20 protein-coding genes are annotated in these 20,451 nt (G+C 42.8%); 18 read left to right on the top strand and 2 right to left on the bottom strand.

Annotated elements, in window-relative coordinates:
- Positions 1-8: 8 nt before the first annotated feature.
- Positions 9-740, bottom strand: a complete 732-nt coding sequence (locus tag BK120_RS09550; protein WP_076267256.1) for a response regulator transcription factor — start codon at positions 738-740, stop codon at positions 9-11.
- Between the two features lie 255 nt (positions 741-995).
- Here BK120_RS09550 and BK120_RS09545 point away from each other — a divergent pair, with 255 nt between their 5' ends.
- The 11 genes from BK120_RS09545 to BK120_RS09495 all read left to right on the top strand — a co-directional run bounded on the left by BK120_RS09545 (position 996) and on the right by BK120_RS09495 (position 12,060).
- Positions 996-2,318, top strand: coding sequence for an ABC transporter substrate-binding protein (locus BK120_RS09545; RefSeq protein ID WP_076267255.1), 1,323 nt, complete (start codon positions 996-998; stop codon positions 2,316-2,318).
- Positions 2,319-2,413: 95 nt separating this feature from the next.
- Positions 2,414-3,310, top strand: coding sequence for a carbohydrate ABC transporter permease (locus BK120_RS09540; protein ID WP_076267254.1), 897 nt, complete (start codon positions 2,414-2,416; stop codon positions 3,308-3,310).
- A complete protein-coding gene (locus BK120_RS09535) occupies positions 3,307-4,146 on the top strand; it encodes a carbohydrate ABC transporter permease (protein ID WP_076267253.1) in 840 nt (279 codons plus the stop codon). The genes BK120_RS09540 and BK120_RS09535 overlap by 4 nt, the downstream gene beginning before the upstream one ends.
- 11 nt (positions 4,147-4,157) lie before the next feature.
- A complete protein-coding gene (locus tag BK120_RS09530; protein WP_076267252.1) occupies positions 4,158-5,549 on the top strand; it encodes a family 4 glycosyl hydrolase in 1,392 nt (463 codons plus the stop codon).
- Between the two features lie 286 nt (positions 5,550-5,835).
- Positions 5,836-6,462 carry a hypothetical protein gene (locus BK120_RS09525; protein WP_076267251.1) on the top strand — a complete coding sequence of 209 codons (627 nt, stop codon included), beginning with the start codon at positions 5,836-5,838 and terminating at the stop codon, positions 6,460-6,462.
- A 121-nt stretch (positions 6,463-6,583) separates the two neighbouring features.
- A complete protein-coding gene (locus BK120_RS09520) occupies positions 6,584-7,708 on the top strand; it encodes an NAD(P)/FAD-dependent oxidoreductase (protein ID WP_076267417.1) in 1,125 nt (374 codons plus the stop codon).
- Positions 7,709-7,765: 57 nt separating this feature from the next.
- The gene (locus BK120_RS09515; RefSeq protein WP_076267250.1) at positions 7,766-8,125 is read left to right on the top strand and encodes an MmcQ/YjbR family DNA-binding protein; all 360 of its coding nucleotides are present in this window, start codon (positions 7,766-7,768) and stop codon (positions 8,123-8,125) included.
- Positions 8,126-8,448: 323 nt separating this feature from the next.
- A complete protein-coding gene (gene abc-f, locus BK120_RS09510; protein WP_076267249.1) occupies positions 8,449-9,942 on the top strand; it encodes a ribosomal protection-like ABC-F family protein in 1,494 nt (497 codons plus the stop codon).
- Positions 9,943-10,178: 236 nt separating this feature from the next.
- Positions 10,179-11,057, top strand: a complete 879-nt coding sequence (locus BK120_RS09505; RefSeq protein ID WP_076267248.1) for a cation diffusion facilitator family transporter — start codon at positions 10,179-10,181, stop codon at positions 11,055-11,057.
- A 184-nt stretch (positions 11,058-11,241) separates the two neighbouring features.
- Positions 11,242-11,673 carry an SMI1/KNR4 family protein gene (locus tag BK120_RS09500; RefSeq protein WP_076267416.1) on the top strand — a complete coding sequence of 144 codons (432 nt, stop codon included), beginning with the start codon at positions 11,242-11,244 and terminating at the stop codon, positions 11,671-11,673.
- 63 nt (positions 11,674-11,736) lie between these two features.
- On the top strand, positions 11,737-12,060 hold the full coding sequence (locus BK120_RS09495) for a hypothetical protein (protein WP_076267415.1): 324 nt from the start codon (positions 11,737-11,739) through the stop codon (positions 12,058-12,060).
- 94 nt (positions 12,061-12,154) lie between these two features.
- Here BK120_RS09495 and BK120_RS09490 read toward each other — a convergent pair whose 3' ends face one another.
- The gene (locus BK120_RS09490) at positions 12,155-12,559 is read right to left on the bottom strand and encodes a VOC family protein (protein WP_076267247.1); all 405 of its coding nucleotides are present in this window, start codon (positions 12,557-12,559) and stop codon (positions 12,155-12,157) included.
- Between the two features lie 279 nt (positions 12,560-12,838).
- Between BK120_RS09490 and BK120_RS09485 the strand changes: the two genes are divergently transcribed.
- From BK120_RS09485 to BK120_RS09455, 7 genes are all read left to right on the top strand, one after another.
- Complete coding sequence (locus BK120_RS09485) at positions 12,839-13,318, top strand: SRPBCC family protein (RefSeq protein ID WP_372238969.1); 480 nt, start codon at positions 12,839-12,841, stop codon at positions 13,316-13,318.
- 175 nt (positions 13,319-13,493) lie between these two features.
- A complete protein-coding gene (locus BK120_RS35215; RefSeq protein WP_179089773.1) occupies positions 13,494-13,652 on the top strand; it encodes a hypothetical protein in 159 nt (52 codons plus the stop codon).
- 161 nt (positions 13,653-13,813) lie between these two features.
- Positions 13,814-14,539 (top strand): class I SAM-dependent methyltransferase, encoded by a 726-nt coding sequence (locus BK120_RS09475; protein WP_076267244.1) that lies wholly within the window; start codon positions 13,814-13,816, stop codon positions 14,537-14,539.
- A 33-nt stretch (positions 14,540-14,572) separates the two neighbouring features.
- Positions 14,573-15,574 (top strand): phosphotransferase, encoded by a 1,002-nt coding sequence (locus BK120_RS09470; RefSeq protein WP_083681807.1) that lies wholly within the window; start codon positions 14,573-14,575, stop codon positions 15,572-15,574.
- Between the two features lie 370 nt (positions 15,575-15,944).
- Positions 15,945-16,847, top strand: coding sequence for a LysR family transcriptional regulator (locus tag BK120_RS09465; RefSeq protein WP_076267414.1), 903 nt, complete (start codon positions 15,945-15,947; stop codon positions 16,845-16,847).
- Between the two features lie 110 nt (positions 16,848-16,957).
- Positions 16,958-19,246 carry a 5-methyltetrahydropteroyltriglutamate--homocysteine S-methyltransferase gene (gene metE / locus BK120_RS09460; protein ID WP_076267242.1) on the top strand — a complete coding sequence of 763 codons (2,289 nt, stop codon included), beginning with the start codon at positions 16,958-16,960 and terminating at the stop codon, positions 19,244-19,246.
- A gap of 570 nt (positions 19,247-19,816) precedes the next feature.
- On the top strand, positions 19,817-20,299 hold the full coding sequence (locus BK120_RS09455; RefSeq protein ID WP_076267241.1) for a tetratricopeptide repeat protein: 483 nt from the start codon (positions 19,817-19,819) through the stop codon (positions 20,297-20,299).
- The last annotated feature ends 152 nt before the right edge of the window (positions 20,300-20,451 follow it).

Raw genomic sequence — 20,451 nt, 5'->3', positions numbered from 1 at the left:
CGTTTAGATCATCCGTTCTTACATTCGCTAGGTGTTTTGCCATAGTAGCTTTTGAATGTCCGGGTGAAATTTTTGGCATTGCTGTAGCCGACCATTTCACTAATTTCGTATGTTTTAAATTGGTTCTCCTGAATGAGCCTCATCGCAACCTTCATTTTCACCTGTATGAGATAATCGGTAAAATTTTGACCGGTTTTTTGTTTGAACAAATAGCTCAAATAGTTGGCATTCAAATATACCTGCTTTGCCGCATCCTCCAGATTCGCATCTTTATATTGATTCTGGATATACGCTTTAATTTGTGTAATAATCAGCCCTTCGTTGCTCGTGCCAGAAGGCGGTTGATCCAAGGCGTGCTTCGCTGCTTCCAGCTCGTCTCTCAGGCCGGCGAATACGTCCAATAAAACCTGATATTTTGCGGGCTTCACGATATAGTTGTTGACTCGATAACGAAGCGCCTTCTGGGCATATTCGAACTCGCGGTAGCTGCTAAGAAAAATAACATGAATATTATGCTTCTGCTCATGAATGACCTCGGCAAGCTCAAGGCCGGACATGACAGGCATTTTAATATCGGTAAGGATGACATCGATTTTGTCATGATTTTGAATGAAATTCAATGCTTCCTTACCGTTTCCGCATTGGCCGATAATTTGAAAACCGACCTCCTGCCACGGAAAGTAGGAAGATAAAGCTTCTCTTGTATCCGCCTCATCATCAACTAGCAGCAGCCTGTACATCTCATCACCTCTTAACGATGTAGTCTTCCTTTGCTGATAATGAGATTATAGCACAGCAGGATCAGGCTAATGTGTTCATAGAGAAGCCATGCGGCATCTAAGATAAAAATGATACGTTAACCGATAAAATGATACTACGGAATGGGATTGCTCAAATAATGATACTTAAATCTAAGATTAGATGCCTTATGTAAATAATCAATCAATCCTATACTTTAGAAAGCGTTTCCAAGAAAACAAAAGGGAGAGGTTCATATGCACCGATTGAAAGGATTAAACGGTTTCATTGCTTTGATAGTCGTATTTGCAATCATCATTTCAGGTTGTTCCTCCGGGAAACCGGACAAAGAAAATCAAGGCAGCGGCTCGGATAAGAAGGTTACCCTGCGCTTTAGCTGGTGGGGTGGCGACGGCCGCCATGAAGCTACGCTTGCTGCTATAGAAGCGTACAAGAAGATTGCGCCGAACGTGACGATCGAAGCGGAATACCAGGGCTTTGACGGCTATGAGCAAAAGGTCAAAACACAGCTGGCCAGCGCTACGTCCGCCGATATTATTCAGCTTGACGTTCCATGGATGAAGGAACTGACGAAAAATGACTTTTTCCTCGATCTTAGTAAGCAGGAAGGACTGTCGTTGGAGGGCTTTGATCAAGACTTCCTGAACAATTTCAGCGTTTATAACGACAAAATGGTAGCGCTCCCTTCCGGCGTAAATGCTTATGCGCTCGTTATTAATAAGACGGCAGCCGATAAGCTCGGCGTACCGACCGATATTCAGTGGGACTGGGATACCCTCTACGAGGAAGGCAAGAAGCTTCATGATAAAGACAATACCAAGTATTTGCTTCTTGCTGACCACGGCATGCTGATGCAGGATTTCACGAACATGCTTAAGCAGCGCACCGGAACTCAGTGGATCAATGAAGATTATTCGCTTGGCTTTACGAAAGAGGAAGCCGCGAGTGCCTTGGAATGGATCGACAAGGCCATGAAAGCTGGCGTATACCAGCCGCTCGGAGAATCCGATTTATTTTTCGGCAAAACCGAACAGAATCCGAAATGGATCAATCAAGATATTCCGATCATCTCGGCTATGAGCAGTACGCTCTTGTCGCTTCGCTCGGTGCTGCCTGAAGGTGTGGAAGTCGTAACTGCCTTGCCTGCCATCGATAAAAATGCGAAAAACTCAGCCGTATTGGTAAGGCCCTCGCAGTTGATTGCCGTAAGCAGCAAGTCGAAGCACCCGGAAGAGTCCGTGAAATTTCTGAACTGGCTGATGAATGACGCAGAAGCAGCAGTTATCTTAGGCGATGTCCGCTCCATTCCAGCATCCTCTTCCGCGCAAACCGCTGCTGTAGAGGCAGGGAAAATAGACGAAGCGATTACGAAAGCAGTCGAAATGGGTCTGAAAAACGCAGGCATTGTAGATAATGCAATCTCTACTAACTCGGAGGTATCCGCTCTGCTGCAGGATGTTATCGAGAAGGTGGCTTACGGAAAGCTGACGCCAGACAAGGCCGCGCAAGAGCTCGTTAGCAGCCTGGAGAAAAAACTGAAAGAGCTGCAAGGAAGATAAAACGGATTTAAAGAACGGGGTGCACGCCAGTGATAGCTATGCGATTGACTGGCGTGCTCTCCCACATTTCCGATAGAGAATAGGAGTGTGAGCCAGTGGCCAGGAAGAAGCGCAGCTTTCGATATATCGGACTTATATATGTTCTTCCATGGATTCTGGGGCTGCTCATTTTTCAGTTGTATCCCTTCATCGCGTCATTTTATTATTCCTTGACGGATTACAACATGGTGAATGCCCCCAAATTCATTGGTTTGGATAATTATAAGCAAATTTTCATGAATGATCCCGGCTTTACCCAAGCGCTAAAAGTAACGTCGATTTATGTGGTTCTTGCCGTGCCGGTGAAGCTCGCCTTTGCCTTATTCGTTGCTATCGTGCTTAGCGCCAAGCTGCGAGCCATTAATTTGTTTCGAACCATCTATTATTTGCCCTCGATTCTTGGCGGAAGCGTGGCGATATCGGTGCTTTGGCGGTTCCTATTCATGAAGGACGGCGTCGTCAACAGCTTGCTGGCTAATGTCGGCATTCCTTCAATCGATTGGCTGGGCAACCCAGATATCGCGCTTTATACACTCGGTTTATTATCGGTTTGGCAATTTGGGTCTTCAATGGTTTTATTTCTAGCAGGTATTCAGCAAATTCCTAGTGACCTGTACGAAGCAGGTTCCATCGACGGTGCCTCCAAGACCCGCATGTTCTTTAAAATTACCGTGCCGCTGCTGACACCAATTGTCCTGTTCAATCTGGTCATGCAGATGGTTAACGCGTTCCAAGAATTTACCGGCGCCTTCGTTATTACGAGCGGCGGACCGATGAAGTCTACTTATCTCTATGCTTTGAAGCTGTATGAGGAAGCCTTCACCTTCTTTAAAATGGGGTACGCTTCAGCGCTGTCATGGGTCTTGTTCGCGATCATCATGGTCGTAACAGGCATTATTTTCAAAACCTCTAACCGCTGGGTCTACTATGAAGACGGAGGTAAAACCAAATGACGCATACCAGCTCGAATAAGTGGTTGTCTTATGTGCTGTTGACATTGTTAGGCTTTGTCATGATTTATCCGTTAATATGGCTGTTTGTATCATCGTTTAAGACGAATCAAGATATTTTCGGCTCCAGCAAGCTGTTTGCGGATACCTACGTTTGGGATTCCTATTCCTTGGGCTGGGCAGGAACTGGCCAATACGGCTTTCAGCATTTTTTTGTTAATACGCTTAAGATGGTGCTGCCTACGGTCGTTCTGACAATCATCTCGAGTGTTATCGTTGCTTATGGCTTTTCCCGGTTTGTGTTTCCGCTTCGAACGTTTCTGTTCTCCATTATGATGGCGACGTTGATGCTGCCGGATGCAACCGTTATGATTCCGCGTTATATCCTGTTCAATAAGCTTGGATGGCTGGACACTTATTTGCCGTTTATCGTACCATCCGCTTTCGCAACCTCAGCTTTTTTCATCTATATGCTTATTCAGTTTTTTCGGGGATTGCCAAGGGAACTGGATGAATCGGCTACAATTGACGGCTGCAATTCGTTTATGGTTCTCATTCGTGTACTGCTGCCCTTATGCAAGCCAGCTCTTTTCTCGGTGGGCATCTTTCAGTTCATTTGGACCTGGAATGATTTCTTTAACTCAATCATTTATATAAGCAGCGTAAAAAAATTCACGGTCTCGCTTGGCCTGCGCTTGTCGCTGGATGCCTCCTCGGCCGTTTCGTGGAATCAGGTGCTTGCGATGTCGGTTGTGAGCGTCGTTCCGTGCATTTTGTTATTCTTTTTGGCGCAGAAATATTTTGTTGAAGGCATCTCCACTACAGGATTAAAAGGATAAGGAGAAACGATATGAAACCGGATGAGAAACATAAAGAGAACGTTCAAATTGCTTATATCGGAGGCGGCTCCCGCGGCTGGGCTTGGGGATTGATGAGCGACCTTGCAGCAGAAAGCGAGCTTGCCGGCAACGTTAAGCTGTATGATATTCATTATGAATCAGCCGCGCAAAATGCGATCATCGGCAACAGGCTGTCGCAGGCGACTGACACGAAGGGTAAGTGGAGCTATGAGGCAGTGCCTGCATTGCAAGACGCATTGCAAGGTGCAGATTTTATCATCATTTCCATTCTGCCAGGAACCTTTGCCGAGATGGAATCGGATGTCCATTTGCCGGAAGAATACGGGATTTACCAGTCGGTGGGCGATACGGTCGGACCAGGAGGACTTGTCCGTGCGCTTCGTACCATCCCGCTATATGTCGAGATTGCGAATGCGATCAAACAATATGCGCCAGACGCGTGGGTCATTAACTATACGAACCCAATGACACTGTGCACGAGAACGCTTTACGAGGTGTTCCCGGAGGTGAAGGCCATCGGATGCTGCCATGAGGTGTTTGGCACGCAGCATTTGCTCGCTTCCATGGTGGAGAAAAAGCTGGGAGTCCCTTCGGTTGACCGGCGTGACATCAAGGTTAATGTACTGGGCATCAATCATTTTACATGGCTGGACAGAGCCTCTTACCAAGGCATCGATTTATTCCCGCTTTACAAGGAATTTGTTGAAGAGCATTATGCGGAAGGGTATGAAGGCAAGAAAAAAGGCCACTGGCTCAACGATCATTTTGCTTCTGCGCAGCGGGTCAAATTTGATTTATTCCGCAAGTACGGCATCATTGCTGCGGCTGGCGATAGGCATTTGGAGGAGTTTATGCCGGGCGAGCTTTATTTAAAGAACCCTGAGACGGTGCAAAGCTGGAAATTCAGCCTAACGAAGGTGGATTGGCGGAAGAAAAACCAGGCAGAACTTTATGCCAAGGGCCAGCGGCTAGCAACTGGTGAGGAAGCATTCGAGGTGAAGCCTACCGGAGAGGAAGGCATTGAGATGATAAAAGCATTACTCGGAATGGGCGAGCTGATTACGAACGTAAATATGCCGAATCGCGGACAGATCGAAGGTTTGCCGGCGGGTGCCGTCGTGGAGACGAACGCTGTATTCGGTTATAACCGCGTAAGCCCGATTGTTGCTGGCAGGCTTATTCCTGAGGTAGAGCAGCTGGTGCTGCCCCATGTAATAAATCAGGAAATGACCCTTCAGGCAGCCTTAAACAAAGACAAAGCTTTGGCGTTTCAGGCTTTCATGAACGATCCGCTTGTTAGTCTGCCTAATCATGCTGGCGCAGCATTGTTTGAGAAAATGCTTCAGAACACGAAGTCGATGCTGCCTGGCTGGGACCTGTAGCAAAAAACAGGTAAAGCAATTCCTTTTTGAGAGGGAATTGCTTTTTTTGTTCGTGCTGTCGCTGTAAGTCCAAGACCGCTGATGGCGGTCTTTTCTTATTTTTGTTTTTATTTTAGTGGTAAGTGTGTGTCTCACTGAAAGATTAATTCAATAAGGATGAAAAACCAATATATGTTAAGATATTTATACGATATCATTTACGAGTAACGTTTTACCTTATAAAGTATTTAGAAGCTGATTTGCTTCGTAAAAGGTAAAGCTATGTGGACTGCTAAGGAGGGCAGATATGACTATAAAAGCGAGATACATGTTGCTTGCTGTATTAATAATTAGTGTGACCCTTTTAATTTTACTGCTGTCATCAAGACAAGAGAAATTTATTCACAAAACAGCAATTAACGAAAAGATAGTTCAAACTAGAAGTTTTAGCGTGAGTTCTGATTCTACAGATTTGAATACATCAGCAAAAGGAACATTATTTATCAAGGGAGACAAAGGAATTCCGGAACATATACAGATTGTTGCTTCGATTTCAATCGACCCTAAAGACTGGGGTGGTGTTGCTTTCAATATTCCTGATAAATGGTATATTTCAAACATTACAAGCAGTTATCCTGAAAAAGAAACAAAATCCATACCTGCGGACTATATAACGACATTGACTACCGCGGATACAGAAAATAAATGGAGAGCGATAATTGAAGTTGGAAGAGGACGAAACGCCTATAAATCAACGGGAGGCGGTACAGGAACGGTTGTGATTGACTTAGTTTCTGATAAAAAGGCAATACAAGAGTCAGATCAATTCAGTATTTCGGTTGCGGTGGGCTCAGATGAAAAAGATGGTGTAAAGATTGTAGGACCTGATTATGTTGAAATACCTATATCGTTAACGGATATGTCAGATGATTAAAATTAGATAATAGACCATTGCACTTCATAAGAAACATAAATTGCCGCGTCATACGCGGCTTTTTCTATTTGAGAGGGATCTCGTTATAATGAGAAGAGCGATTATAGAAAGAAGTGAAATCATCATGAAGATCATTGTCATTGGTGCAGGAATTGCTGGAGCATCAACTGCATACCATTTGGCTAAGCAGGGTGCAGACGTCCTCATTATCGATAGGAAAGATGAAGGACAGGCTACGGATGCAGCAGCTGGCATTATTTGTCCTTGGCTGTCGCAGCGGCGCAATAAGGCGTGGTATCGCCTTGCTAAGGCCGGAGCGAGTTATTACCCTGTTTTAATTGAAGAGCTGGAAATTGAAGGGGAAACCGAAACCGGATATGCCAAGGTCGGCGCCCTCAGTATACATATGGATTCGGAGAAAATCGAGAAGATGGAAGAGAGAGCTTACAAGCGTTTAGAAGAAGCTCCAGAAATCGGTGAGATAAAGCAGCTTGATGAACATCGGACCCGAGAGCTCTTCCCGCTGCTCGTCGAAGGATATTCTTCCGTTCATATTAGTGGAGCCGCTCGTGTGGACGGCCGTGCGCTGCGCGATGCTTTGCTTCGATCTGCACAGAGGAATGGGGCTGAGCTTATCTATGGGGATGCTAGGCTTGAATATCAATCCAACCGAATAACGGGTGTAACGGCCCAGGCAATTAGTTATCCGGCTGACATCGTGATCGTCTGTGCAGGGGCTTGGGCAGGGCAGCTGCTGCAACCGTTGGGCATTGATTTTAAAGTGGGTTATCAGAAAGCGCAAATTATGCATTTGCAGCTTCCAGATGCCAAACAGAATACTGGCAGCTGGCCGGTTGTTATGCCGCCTTCCGATCAATATTTGCTCGCCTTTGATCAGCAAAAAATCGTCATAGGGGCAACTCATGAAAATGATATCGAAGGTTATGATACGAGGATCACACCCGGTGGAATGCATGAAATTTTAAGCAAATGTCTTCCATTCGCACCTGATCTGGCAGATAGTACATTTCAGGAAGTAAGAGTAGGCTTTCGCCCTTTTACTGCCGATTTTCTTCCGGTTATAGGCGCCATTCCAGATTGGGAGGGACTGCTTGCGGTAAACGGTCTCGGGGCTTCCGGCTTGACGATGGGGCCTTATATCGGAGACCAGTTGGCTAAGCTAGCACTAGGAATGGAAGTGGATATCGATTTAACCGATTATGAAATTTGTAAAGCCATTAGCTGAGCTGTAGGTTAATTTTATAATGAGTCATTTTAATATCGTAAAAGGAGAGCTGCTGTTTTGAAGAATAATATCATCGAATACTGTTTAACGAAGAACGGAGCGTCTAAGGATTATCCCTTCGGATTCGAACCGTTGGTCATTAAAGTTGCAGGTAAAATATTCGCGTTTATTTTTGAGGACAAAGGGGAGCATCTTCGCTTAAACCTGAAATGTGATCCGATAATTGCGGAAAACTTAAGGGAACAGCATGAGGCTGTTCGACCAGGATACCATATGAATAAAAAGCATTGGAATACAATTACGATCGACGGTTCTTTGCCAGAGTCGGATGTTTTTGAAATGATTGATCATTCTTACGAGCTGGTTGTCAAAAGTCTTTCTAAGAGTCTTCGAGAATCTATTATCGAAAAGAACTAAATGGCTCAGAGCGTATGACGGGACTTCGCAGGTTGTAGTTAAATTAAGATTGTGATAAACTGTACCTAATTTTGATGACGGGAGTTGAACGAATACAATGTAGAACTTTCTTGCTGTGAGATCACGAATAGAACGAACTCAGCGATCCGCTGTGGTTGGTTTATTTCGTCTCTGCAAGAAAGGTCTGTATTTCGTTTGCGCTCCCTATCCGGCTAGTCATCCAGTCTCATAAAATGGGGCTGTATTTCCTCGTATGGATTAGAGACGCAAGAAAGCACCTTTCTTGCGTCTCTTTTTTATTTTCATACGAAAGGATGATCGCCATGCCCGCGATTCAAGTATCTAATCTCACTTTTGCCTATCCAGTCAGCTATGACCTCATATTCGAGAATGTTCATTTTCAAATCGATACAGACTGGAAGCTCGGGTTTACAGGGCGAAACGGTCGGGGGAAAACGACGTTCTTTAACCTGCTGCAGGGGAAATACGAATACAGCGGCAAGATCTCCGCACCCGTTGCCTTTGATTATTTTCCGTTTCCCGTTGAACATCCGGAATATTTGACTGTCGACGTCATCGAAGAAATCGTGCCAGACTATGAGCGCTGGAAGCTGATGCGAGAACTAAATCTGCTTAAGGTTTCGGAAGATGTGTTGTACCGGCCATTCGAAACGCTGTCCCAAGGCGAGCAAACGAAGGTACTGCTTGCCGTGCTGTTCATCCAGGACAATCGCTTTCTGCTCATCGACGAGCCAACCAATCATCTCGACTTACATGCACGCAAACTTGTCGGTGATTATCTAAACACGAAGCGCGGTTTTATTCTTGTGTCACATGACCGCTCATTTCTCGACCGCTGTGTCGATCATATTTTATCGATCAACAAAACAAATATAGAAATTCAAAAAGGCAACTTCTCCAGCTGGTGGACGAACAAAACCCGCCAGGACACGTTCGAATTGGCACAAAACGAGAAGCTGTACAAAGATATCGAGCGTTTATCTAGCTCTGTCAAACGCACGAGCGGCTGGTCCCACGAGATTGAAAAATCGAAAAACGGCACACGAAACTCCGGTTCCAAACTGGATAAAGGATATGTCGGTCACAAAGCTGCTAAAATGATGAAACGCGCGAAATCCATTGAGCAGCGGCAAAACGCCGCTGTAGAAGAGAAATCGAAACTGCTTCGAAATATTGAACAGTCAGAAAGCCTTGTGATCTCTCAACTCGCGTATTCCAAATCTGAACTGGCTGTGCTGGATCACATCTCGATTTATTACGGGGAAAAATCAGTTTGCGAAAACGTTAGTTTGACGATCGAACAAGGAGATCGGATCGCCATTTCGGGTCCAAACGGTTCGGGTAAGTCTAGCGTGCTCCACCTGCTAAACGGCGAGGCGCTTCACTATACCGGTACGTTTCGGCTTGATCCTCAGCTGCGCGTTTCCTATGTATCCCAGAATACTTCTCATCTGCGAGGGTCACTTTCTGATTATGCAGCAGAGCACGGAATCGACGAAAGTTTATTTAAGAGCGTGCTGCGAAAGCTTGATTTCGCCCGTATCCAGTTTGAGAAGGATATGTCGGCGTTTAGCGGCGGACAGAAGAAAAAGGTTCTGATCGCGAGAAGTCTATGTGAAGAGGCTCATCTGCATATTTGGGACGAACCGCTGAACTTTGTTGACGTTATTTCCCGGATGCAGATTGAGGAGCTGCTGCATGAGTACGCACCGACCATTGTGTTCGTGGAACATGATCGTGAATTTCACGACCGTGTCGCCACAAAAACGATTGAACTGACGGGAAACTTTGACTAAAAATCGTATCGTTTAATCGAAACAGCAGCCATAAGGCTGCTGTTTTTGTGTGTGTAATCGAAGGCCAGTTTTATTATTTGCAAGTTGTATGATTCGATATTAAAAATTGGGGCTGTGCAACACTGTTTGTCTGAGCTTATTTTTGATGCCAAAAACAAAACTGTTTCTCTAGACCCACACGCATTCTATCAAGTAACATAGGTTTTGTTCTGCAAAACCGACTGGGAGTGAAATAAGTGCAAGATACGTATGATGATATCAAACAAGGCGAAAAAGGTGCATGGCTGAGCATTGGCGCTTATATTTTCTTGTCCGCAATAAAGTTAATTATAGGTTACCTCACTGGCTCCGAAGCCTTATCAGCTGATGGTCTGAACAACTCAACCGATATTATTGCTTCTATAGCCGTGTTGATTGGGCTTAAAATATCACGGAAACCACCGGACAAAAACCATCGGTATGGTCATTACAGAGCTGAAACGGTAGCTGCCCTAATCGCTTCTTTTATAATGTTCGCTGTTGGTATACAAGTATTGTATCAGACGGTTATGAAGTTCAGAGCTCCAACAATTGAATCACCAGATATTATAGCAGCTTGGACTGCCCTATTTTGTGCCATAGCCATTTATTTCGTTTACCTTTACAACATTCGTTTAGCAAAAAAGATAAATAGTCACGCAATGATGGCGGCCGCACAAGATAATCGTTCGGATGCTCTTGTAAGCATGGGCGCTTTTGTTGGCATCATCGGTTCACAATTTGGCTTGCCATGGCTTGACCCAGTCACAGCCCTAATTGTAGGCATCATTATTTGTAAAACAGCATGGGATATTTTTCGTGATTGTTCGCATGCGCTTACTGACGGTTTTGATCATGAAGAACTTCAAACCATTAAACAAACCGTTTCCGATACCCCAGGCGTAGAGAAAATAATTGATATAAAAGCTCGTATTCACGGGAATAACAAACTGGTAGACGTAACGATTGCCGTAGACCATCAGCTAAATGTAGGCGAAAGCCATGACATTTCAGAACAAATTGAGAAACGTATTGCTGAATTGCACAGCATTTCCTACGTACACATTCACATAGAGCCCTTTTTGGCGAGTAGTTAAGTACACAGAGTAAGTTCAGATGTCTGTTACTGAAATAACGGTAACAGCTGACCGTATCACTATGCATTTTCATTAAGGGATGGATGCAGATAATCTATGTTTAACGAAAACTCAATAGAGAATAGGAGATTTTGTTCTGAATAGACATCTAATATTGAAGCTGTTGCATGATAACAAATTGCAAATGAATATACCTTTTGAAGGATGTACAGAAGCAGAACTTAGCTTATTGGAAAGTGAGATTGGCAATAAATTACCATTTGCTTATCAAGAATTCTTATTGGCAGCTGGTCATAATCATGGGAAATTGTTTCAAGGAAGCGATAGTGGATTCTCGCAGCTGAGGGATTTACAGATTGAAGCTAGAGAATTAGTAAGAGAGAATAATTATCCGATAATACTTTTAGAGAACGCATTTATATTCTCGATGCATCAAGGATATGAAATTCGATTTTTTGAGTTAAATGGAAATGACAATTCACCTGTCCTGGAGTGGTATGAAGGAAGTGATAAGGGGATTGTTATGCTCTCTGAATCATTTGAAGATTTTTTGCAAACGCAAATTGAACAGCACTCACATGTCAAATTCAAAATATCCAGCGTGTTGGATGAATGAAAACGGAATTGAAGCTATCAATGGATGCCCTATAATAAGATCATCATCAGAAAGGAATTGAACATGGCAGTAATAACTTTATGCGGTTCTACAAAATTCAAAGATCAATTTGAAAAAGCAAACGCGTTTCTTACACTTCAAGGCAATATTATTATTAGCGTTGCTTTTTTTGAACAAAGTGATGGTTTTAAAATTACAGAAGAACAAGCAGAGTTACTAGGGCAGCTGCATTTTAGAAAAATAGATATTTCTGATGAAATATTCGTAATTGATGTGGATGGATATATAGGCAACAGTACAAAAAAAGAGATTCAATATGCTGAAGAAAAAGGTAAGGCAATCCGTTACTTTTCCGATGGCGAGATTCCCTCAAATATATTCAGCTAACGGATAACTATGGTGGAAGAGTTGCAGATGTGCAGACCTCAAAAAAGCCCGCCCGATTTTATGTTCGGGCGGGCTTTGCACATGCAATGATTGTTTAGGCAGTTGGTCCAGCAGTGGTGATCATCCACATTACGCCGTATTTATCTTCAATATGTCCGAACAATGTGCCCCAAAATGCGGGCTCTAACGGGCATTTTATGTTGCCGCCTACAGCTAGCTTATCGAAGGCTTCGCGGGCTTCAGCCTCTGCTTCATACTCGAGACACAGATGTATGGCGTTCCCGCGAATGATTGGTTCAAATACAGAATCGGACATTAAAAAGTGAATTCCTCCAGCCATCAGACTCAAGTTAACAACTTTATCCTTGAGTTCTTCCTTTGCATCAGGAAGCTGTCCATGCGTCATAACGGACAGGATCTCACCACCGAGCGCATGAGTATAGAACTCAGCTTGAGCTTTTGCGTCCTCCGACATAATATAAGTTGTGTGTTTTGCCATCTTATAACATCCTCTCATCCCATAGTTTGGATTATTTTTGTAGATAACCGATGAACTCAGCCTCTAATTAGACAACGAATGAGAAATTAGAATATCGACAGCTTCCAAAAAAAAAATTAGCTTTATTTTATCAAGCTGGCAGGCAGCGAATTTCCAGTAATGATAAAATGAAGTTGCAGCTCGGGAAGGTATTTATTAACTTCTGATCTTTGGCTGCCTAATAAGTTAATTAAAAAATGGGTACAATGCTGGCTTTAAGAGTAATTGTAGCTTAATGAGGTGTTTGGATTGGTTACTGTTAAAACCGAGGTTCTTATAAATGCTCCAATACATCATTGTTTTGATCTAGCGAGGAATATAGACGTACATACTCAAACGGTCTGGAAACATACGAAGGAGAGGGCCATAGCAGGAACGATTGAAGGCATGATTAATAAAGGAGAAACCGTGACCTTTCAGGCTACTCATTTTCTAATCAGACAAAAACTCACCTCGAAAATTACGGAATATGAAAGACCCTATCTTTTTGTAGACGAAATGAGCAAGGGGGCATTTAAAAGTTTAAGACATGAGCATATATTTGAGGAACATGATGGAATGACATTAATGAAAGACATATTGGTTTTTGAAGCTCCGTTTGGATTAATTGGGTGGATCACAGAAAGATTGATATTAAAAAGGTACATGAAAAGTTTTTTGGAGCATCGAAATAATCAATTAAAGATAAGGGCAGAAGAGCTATTCACTGACCTTGATTAACCTCGTTTAAACGCTTTGTACTGGCAAGCTTCTCTTAACAATCAAGCAAGATGATAGAAACCATATATGAATAGGTACTACAAAAAGTTGGTACTCGTTTCAAGAAAAGGTTTTTATTAGAATTGATCTGTAAGGAAGCAGATGATTGCTGGATTACGAGCTGGGAGGCATCAAGATGTCATTTTTAGCACTGATTGTATTGTTAATCATAGGAGTAATCATGTTAGTGGTCGGATTTGCAGCTAAAAAGAATTGGCTTAAGCTGTTATCCATTATCCCGCTAGCTATTTCTACGTGGCATTTTTCAAATTTGTTTTTGATAGGTTATGGTTGAAAATTGTGAGCATATCTCTAGCATTATTTCCAGCTCTTAAAATATAATCATTTGATCCAATAGGAGGCAGCCATTGTGATGGCTGTCTTTTACCTAATAATTGAAAAATTATGGTATTATCAAGCTGCTGTTATAGCTAGAAATAGGAGGGTGTGAACTAAATGAAGGAAAAGGTTGTCACAGCGTACGACAAACTTGCAAAAGACTACGAAAAGCATGTGGATACGGAGAGTGGGCACAACGCTTATTATGAGCGGCAAGCAATGATGAAACTTATGCCAAATGATATGAATTCACTTACAGTCCTTGATGCTGGCTGTGCTGCAGGTTGGTACACGGAGCAATTTTTAAAGCGCGGTGCTCAAGTAACGGCTATTGATTTGAGTCCTGCTATGGTAGAAGCATGCAAAAGACGAGTTGGTTATGAGGCAGAAGTATTCGCTTGTGATTTAACTGAGCCCCTCCCATTTAAAAACGAAACATTCAACCTTATAGTAAGCTCATTAACCCTGCACTATATCGATGATTGGGCGCCAACCTTTCAAGAATTCCATCGCATATTGAAACCGGGTGGACAAGTTATTTTCTCCGTACATCATCCATTTATGGACTTTAAACATTTTGAAAGACCTGATTATTTCGCTCACGAGCTGCTTATGGAAACCTGGAACAAGAAAGAATCTGGCCCTGTGGAGGTTACATTTTATAGGAGGCCTCTTCAAGAGATTCTGAATGTCACATCTGACCAATTTATCATTGATCAAATCATCGAGCCGCAGCCGGATTTAGCTTTTAAAGATAAACCACATGCTATGGATTGGTATAAGCGTTGGTATGATCGTCTTTCGACTAATCCTCATTTTCTCATTGTGAAAGCTCGGAAATAGAAGGATAGAATTCTTTATTAGGATTAGGGGGATATGATGCAGACAGTAATCGATGAGCTAATACACTATTATTTTATTCATCCGAGCTATGAAATCGAGTCCGTTCCTTTTGGTTTAACAAACCTCACGAAGATTGTTAAAATCAATGATCGAAAATATGTAGTCCGCATCTACGATCGCTATACGAAAAATGTTCAAAGCATGGAAATGGAATCGAAAATAACTTCGTTTTTAAGTGGCAGTAATCTTACTTTTCAAGTGCCTGTATTTCTTCGGGCGCTCAATGGGGAGGAATACATACAATTAGCAGACGGTACTTTAGGTGCGGTCGTATCATTTATTGAAGGCCGTGTACCAGAAATAGTAGAAGCACAACAAGCCTTGAAGTTTGGTCAGGTAGTTGGAGAAATCTCTTCAACACTGAGCAAATATGAAACTGATCTGCTAGATCACCATGGAAAAGCTTTCTCGGATCTTTATGATCTTCATCCACTCGCCGAGCGTAATGATATAACTTCTTTTATTGAAAATCCGCCATTTTACATTTCTGAATCCCACCTGAACTTCTATAAAGATACGATTTTGTCCGTTGAGATGTCTATTCACCAGCTAAAAAGTTTGCCAAGGCAGCTCGTTCATCATGATTTGCTCATATTCAACCTATTGTCCCAAAACAACTACATATGTGGCGTATTGGATTTTGATTTCACTTCGATTGATGCTGGTTTTATGGAATTTGTCATCAGCCTTAATCATATTTTGCAAATATCGAATGGATCTATGGAACTGACTGAAGCTTATATCAAGGGCTATGCCGTTTATCGCAAGGCAACTATTCAAGAAATTAATCATTTGCAGCTCATGACGCAGATTTATCATATTGCAGTTCTCCATATTTATATAGGCCAGCATTACTCAGGTAAACCGATTGAAGCTAATTTCAACTATATACTCCATCAATTTCAAACACGAAATAACTGGTTGAACGAGCATCGTGAGGCCTTGCAAGCACTACTTGAATTTTATCTGGTTTGAGAAATTCTGGGCTCAAGCACCGATTGATATACAAAAAGTACGTATCGTTAGCCCCATTTATTAATCAAGGTGCGATTGATGAATGCGCGAAAAAAGCTTTTGAGAAAGAATGCTTAAAAGCACTAGTGTCAATCGCACCTTTCATCAGTAGAGGTATATTAAATGATTGTACCGAAAGCAGTGCTATAGCCAAAAACTGAAGGATGGACGTAGAGTCAGTCTTCCAGCGATAGCTTTAAAGAACGTTTGGGAATCCGCTGCAATTCGGGTTCCTTTTTCTTATGCTTAAACAGCAGAGGATGCAATGTTTGACTTGTTTTATATGTATAATGTAAGAAAGACAAGCAGGATGTTAGAAGGGAGTATTTCATTGACTCTACAACAATTAAAATATGTAATTGAGGTTGCCAATCGAGGCTCCATTAATGAGGCAGCCAAGCGGTTGTTTATTTCTCAGCCTAGTCTTTCCAATGCCATTAAGGATCTGGAAGAGGAAATGCAGCTAGAGATTTTCGAGAGATCCAATAAAGGAATTTCACTTTCTAAGGAAGGTGTTGAGTTTTTAAGTTATGCAAGGCAAGTCGTTGAGCAGGCGGAATTGTTGGAAAGCCGTTACCTTAATGCCAAGCCTTCGCCGCAGCATTTTTCGGTTTCTACTCAGCATTATGCTTTTGCAGTGAATGCATTTGTCAGTTTGGTTCGCGAGTATGGTCAGGAAGAATATGAATTAACATTGCGTGAGACTAAAACCTACGAAATTATTGAAGATGTTAAAAGCCTGCGCAGCGAGATTGGAATCTTGTATCTTAACGAGTTCAATGGGAAGGTCATCAATAAGCTGCTCAAAACGGCGAATTTACAGTTTATTAGCTTATTTACAGCTAAGCCTCATATTTTCATCAGCATTAATAACCCGTTAGCCAATCAATCGATCGTGACCATTGACCAGCTTCAAAATTATCCTTATTTGTCCTTTGACCAAGGCGAATACAATTCATTTCATTTTTCAGAAGAAATTTTAAGTACGATGACTCATAAAAAAAGCATCCGTGTAAATGATCGGGCGACGCTGTTCAATCTGTTGATCGGATTAAATGGATATACAATATCAACTGGCGTTCTAAGCGCTGATTTAAACGGCAATGAGATTATTCCTGTGCCGCTCGATTGCGAGGAGACGATTAATGTAGGTTGGATTTCACAGCGAAATGCTTCCTTATCCAAGCTCGGATCGGCCTATATTGAGGCACTCAAACAAGCGATTGGCAAATAAAAGTGCGGGTATAGCTTAAGGCTATGACTAGATATAGTTTAATCCAGTTACTCTATAACAGTGAATACGTGTTATCTTTCTTGTAACAATTTGTATAGGAGTGTTACGAGATGGTGAAAAGCAGTGTTTTGGGATATCCACGTATTGGTGCGGATCGGGAATGGAAGAAGGCGCTAGAAGCGTTCTGGGCAGGCAAGCTTGAAGAATCAGAGTTCCATGGCAAGCTTCAAGAAATCCGTTTGAATCATTTGCGCAAGCAACAGGAGAAAGGCATCGACCTTATCTCGGTCAATGATTTCAGCTATTACGATCACATTCTTGATACAGCAACAATGTTCGGGATCATTCCGAAGCGCTTCACATATGAAGGCGGTTCAGTACCACTGTCGGTTTATTATGGCATTGCCCGCGGAACGAAGGATGCAACGGCAAGCGAAATGACCAAGTGGTTTAACACCAACTATCACTACATCGTACCTGAACTGGACGGAGCAGCACCTGTACTTACAGAGAATAAGCCGCTTATCGCATATTTGGAAGCTAAAGAAAAGCTCGGTATCGAGGGTAAACCTGTTATTGTTGGCCCATTAACCTTCTTGAAGCTGTCAAAAGGATATAGTCAATCAGAGACGGATGCTTGGCTGGATCGATTGCTGCCGCTTTATGTGCAGATCCTGCAAGAGCTTGAAAAAGAAGGCGTTCAGTGGGTACAAATAGATGAACCAATTCTTGTAACAAAACTTAGCGATGCTGATCGCAGTCGCCTAAAAAATATTTATACCACGCTTGCTGCATCGGTAACTAATCTAAACATCATGCTGCAAACGTATTTCGAATCCGTAGAAAACTATACTGACATCGTTGCGTTGCCGGTCAAAGGAATTGGGCTTGACTTCGTACACGGTTTGTCCGCAAACTTGTCATTCATTAAGCAATTTGGCTTCCCTCAGGACAAGGTTCTAGGTGCAGGAGTCATTGATGGCCGCGGCATCTGGAAAGCGTCACTTCGCGATAAATTGGCATTGTTGAAAGAGTTGGCTGAAGTCGTAACGGCTGAACAGCTAATTGTACAGTCATCTTGCAGCCTGCTTCATGTTCCAGTCACAGTGCAAAATGAGACTAAGCTATTGCCTGAACTAAAGGGTGCTCTAGCATTTGCAGATGAGAAGCTGGATGAGATTGTTCTTCTTGCGAAAGCAGTTACTTCAGAAGATGCTTTCATTACTGCCGAGCTTGAGAAATGTGATGCTGCTCTAGAGGCGCTTAAGCAATCAGGCGAGCGCAATCGGAGCAACATTCAGCAAGCCGTAGCCGCTATTAGCGAGCAGAATCCAACACGCAATCTGCCATTTTCTGAGCGTCATATTGCACAACAGAAAAAATGGCAATTGCCGATTTTCCCAACGACGACAATTGGCAGCTTCCCGCAATCCGCAGAGGTGCGCAAAGCCCGTCAACAATGGCGCAAGGGTGATTGGAACAATGAACAATACGCTAACTTCATCCGTGAGCAAATCGATATCTGGATTAAGCTTCAGGAAGAAATCGGACTGGATGTACTTGTGCATGGCGAATTTGAACGGACAGATATGGTTGAGTTTTTCGGTGAGAAGCTTGCGGGCTTTGCGTTCACTCAGTTCGGATGGGTACAGTCGTATGGCTCCCGCTGCGTGAAGCCGCCAATTATTTTTGGAGATGTAGCGTTTGAAGAAGCAATGACTGTCGAGGAAACGAAGTATGCTCAGTCGAAGACTGAACGTCCAGTTAAAGGAATGCTTACGGGACCGATCACGATCATGAACTGGTCGTTCGTCCGTGATGACATTACGCGTGAGCAAATCGCTTACCAGCTTGCCTATGCGCTTAGACAAGAGGTAGAAGCGCTTGAGCAAGCGGGCATTGGGATGATTCAGGTTGATGAGCCTGCGGTTCGCGAAGGTCTGCCGCTTAAGGAAGAAGACCAAGCCAACTATTTAGCTTGGGCTGTCAAAGCTTTCCGCGTGACTACATGCACGGTTCAGGATACGACGCAAATTCACACGCATATGTGTTATTGCGAGTTCCATGACATGATTGATTCCATTGAAGCGATGGATGCAGATGTTATCTCCATCGAGACTTCACGCAGTCATGGTGAATTGATTCATAGCTTTGAGCTGAATACTTACAAGCTGGGTATAGGTTTAGGCGTATACGACATCCACAGCCCGCGTATTCCGCGAGTGGAGGAAATGACGAGTATGATCGAACGCGCTTTGCGTGTGCTTGATCCGAAGTTGTTCTGGATTAACCCAGACTGCGGACTTAAAACACGTGGACTCGAAGAAACCGTTGATTCCTTGCGCAACATGGTTGAAGCGACACAGATCGCTCGTGCGAAACATTCTTTGCAGGTGTAAGCTAGGTTAATAATAGGGTAGGGCTGTCCTGAAAGTAGATTTATCTACTTTTGGAACAGCCCTATTTTAATTGTGCCAAATCAACATGCTATATTCCAAATTATACATTTTCGTTGCCACACAAGGTAACTATACTTTTGATGCTTGTACGGCCTCTGATAGGAGAGGTCATTGTGATCTTAGATCTTGGGCTAGACTATGGCTAACGAACCCAACAGGTCTTATTTGAATCATTCGGAACGGTTTAAAATTATAACGAACTCCAGAATCGTTATTTCGCGAAAAACTACTTATAGCACCCTGTAAATCATGGAATAGCGTGAATAAGGTTCGTTAAATTTAAAAAGATGCAGTTTTTTGCGTAATAAGCATGATACTGTTCGTTAGAAAAGTGATCTTGGCATGCTGTCTGTGGACTGATGATTGAATCGGAAAGTGTAATCGGGCAAGTGCGGCTCAGATTCGATTTTGTTTTATAAATAAACTAGAATTAGGCTGATTTCCTAATTATGATACTATAAACGAAACGAAACGAAACGAAACGAATTGATTTTAAAAGGAATGAATATCATGGATAAGCTTCATACCGCCATAAGTTTAAGAGAAGCAGGGAAACTGGAAGAAGCCAAGACATTGCTAATAGATTTAGTCAAAGAAGAGCAGCAAAATTCTTCGATATGGTATCAACTAGCATGGGTTCATGATGCTATGGGACTCGAAAGGGAAGCCGTCCCTTTTTATGAAAAATCATTGGAACTAGGATTAGTAGGTAAAGAAAGAGAAGGGGCATTGTTAGGCCTAGGGAGTACATATCGTACTTTAGGCATGTATGATGAATCAAAACGTATATTTGAAGTAGCAATAAAAGAGTTTCCAGAACGTAGAGAGTTTCAGGTGTTTTATGCGATGGTTCAATACAACTTGAAGGCTTACGACAAGGCAATGGAAATTTTATTGAAGCAATTAGCTGAAACGAGCGCTGATGAGGGAGTTCAGTCGTACAAGAGAGCTATCTTTTTTTATTCAGACAAATTGGATCAGGTATGGAATTAAGCCAGCCTGCTATTGTCCAACTATACGGCGACAGACTAGCACGTCATGATGACGCCCTAGTCTATCGCCGTTTTTATTTAGATGATTCGAAACAAATAACGTTTTGTACCGTCTAACAATTAGTGTAAATTTTACCATTAAAACGATTTACG

Origin of the sequence: Paenibacillus sp. FSL A5-0031 (genome assembly GCF_001956295.1) — a bacterium.
GTDB lineage: Bacteria > Bacillota > Bacilli > Paenibacillales > Paenibacillaceae > Pristimantibacillus.
Note: the sequence above shows the minus strand (reverse complement) of the source record. Positions and strands in the feature narration are given on the sequence as shown.

What these genes read in the sequence shown, in the direction of transcription:
- BK120_RS09550 (WP_076267256.1), bottom strand. Translation starts at nt 740, where the DNA reads ATGTACAGGCTGCTGCTAGTTGATGATGAGGCGGATACAAGAGAAGCT.
- BK120_RS09545 (WP_076267255.1), top strand. Translation starts at nt 996, where the DNA reads ATGCACCGATTGAAAGGATTAAACGGTTTCATTGCTTTGATAGTCGTA.
- BK120_RS09535 (WP_076267253.1), top strand. Translation starts at nt 3,307, where the DNA reads ATGACGCATACCAGCTCGAATAAGTGGTTGTCTTATGTGCTGTTGACA.
- BK120_RS09530 (WP_076267252.1), top strand. Translation starts at nt 4,158, where the DNA reads ATGAAACCGGATGAGAAACATAAAGAGAACGTTCAAATTGCTTATATC.
- BK120_RS09525 (WP_076267251.1), top strand. Translation starts at nt 5,836, where the DNA reads ATGACTATAAAAGCGAGATACATGTTGCTTGCTGTATTAATAATTAGT.
- abc-f (WP_076267249.1), top strand. Translation starts at nt 8,449, where the DNA reads ATGCCCGCGATTCAAGTATCTAATCTCACTTTTGCCTATCCAGTCAGC.
- BK120_RS09500 (WP_076267416.1), top strand. Translation starts at nt 11,242, where the DNA reads ATGAATATACCTTTTGAAGGATGTACAGAAGCAGAACTTAGCTTATTG.
- BK120_RS09495 (WP_076267415.1), top strand. Translation starts at nt 11,737, where the DNA reads ATGGCAGTAATAACTTTATGCGGTTCTACAAAATTCAAAGATCAATTT.
- BK120_RS09490 (WP_076267247.1), bottom strand. Translation starts at nt 12,559, where the DNA reads ATGGCAAAACACACAACTTATATTATGTCGGAGGACGCAAAAGCTCAA.
- BK120_RS35215 (WP_179089773.1), top strand. Translation starts at nt 13,494, where the DNA reads ATGTCATTTTTAGCACTGATTGTATTGTTAATCATAGGAGTAATCATG.
- BK120_RS09475 (WP_076267244.1), top strand. Translation starts at nt 13,814, where the DNA reads ATGAAGGAAAAGGTTGTCACAGCGTACGACAAACTTGCAAAAGACTAC.
- BK120_RS09470 (WP_083681807.1), top strand. Translation starts at nt 14,573, where the DNA reads ATGATGCAGACAGTAATCGATGAGCTAATACACTATTATTTTATTCAT.
- metE (WP_076267242.1), top strand. Translation starts at nt 16,958, where the DNA reads ATGGTGAAAAGCAGTGTTTTGGGATATCCACGTATTGGTGCGGATCGG.
- BK120_RS09455 (WP_076267241.1), top strand. Translation starts at nt 19,817, where the DNA reads ATGGATAAGCTTCATACCGCCATAAGTTTAAGAGAAGCAGGGAAACTG.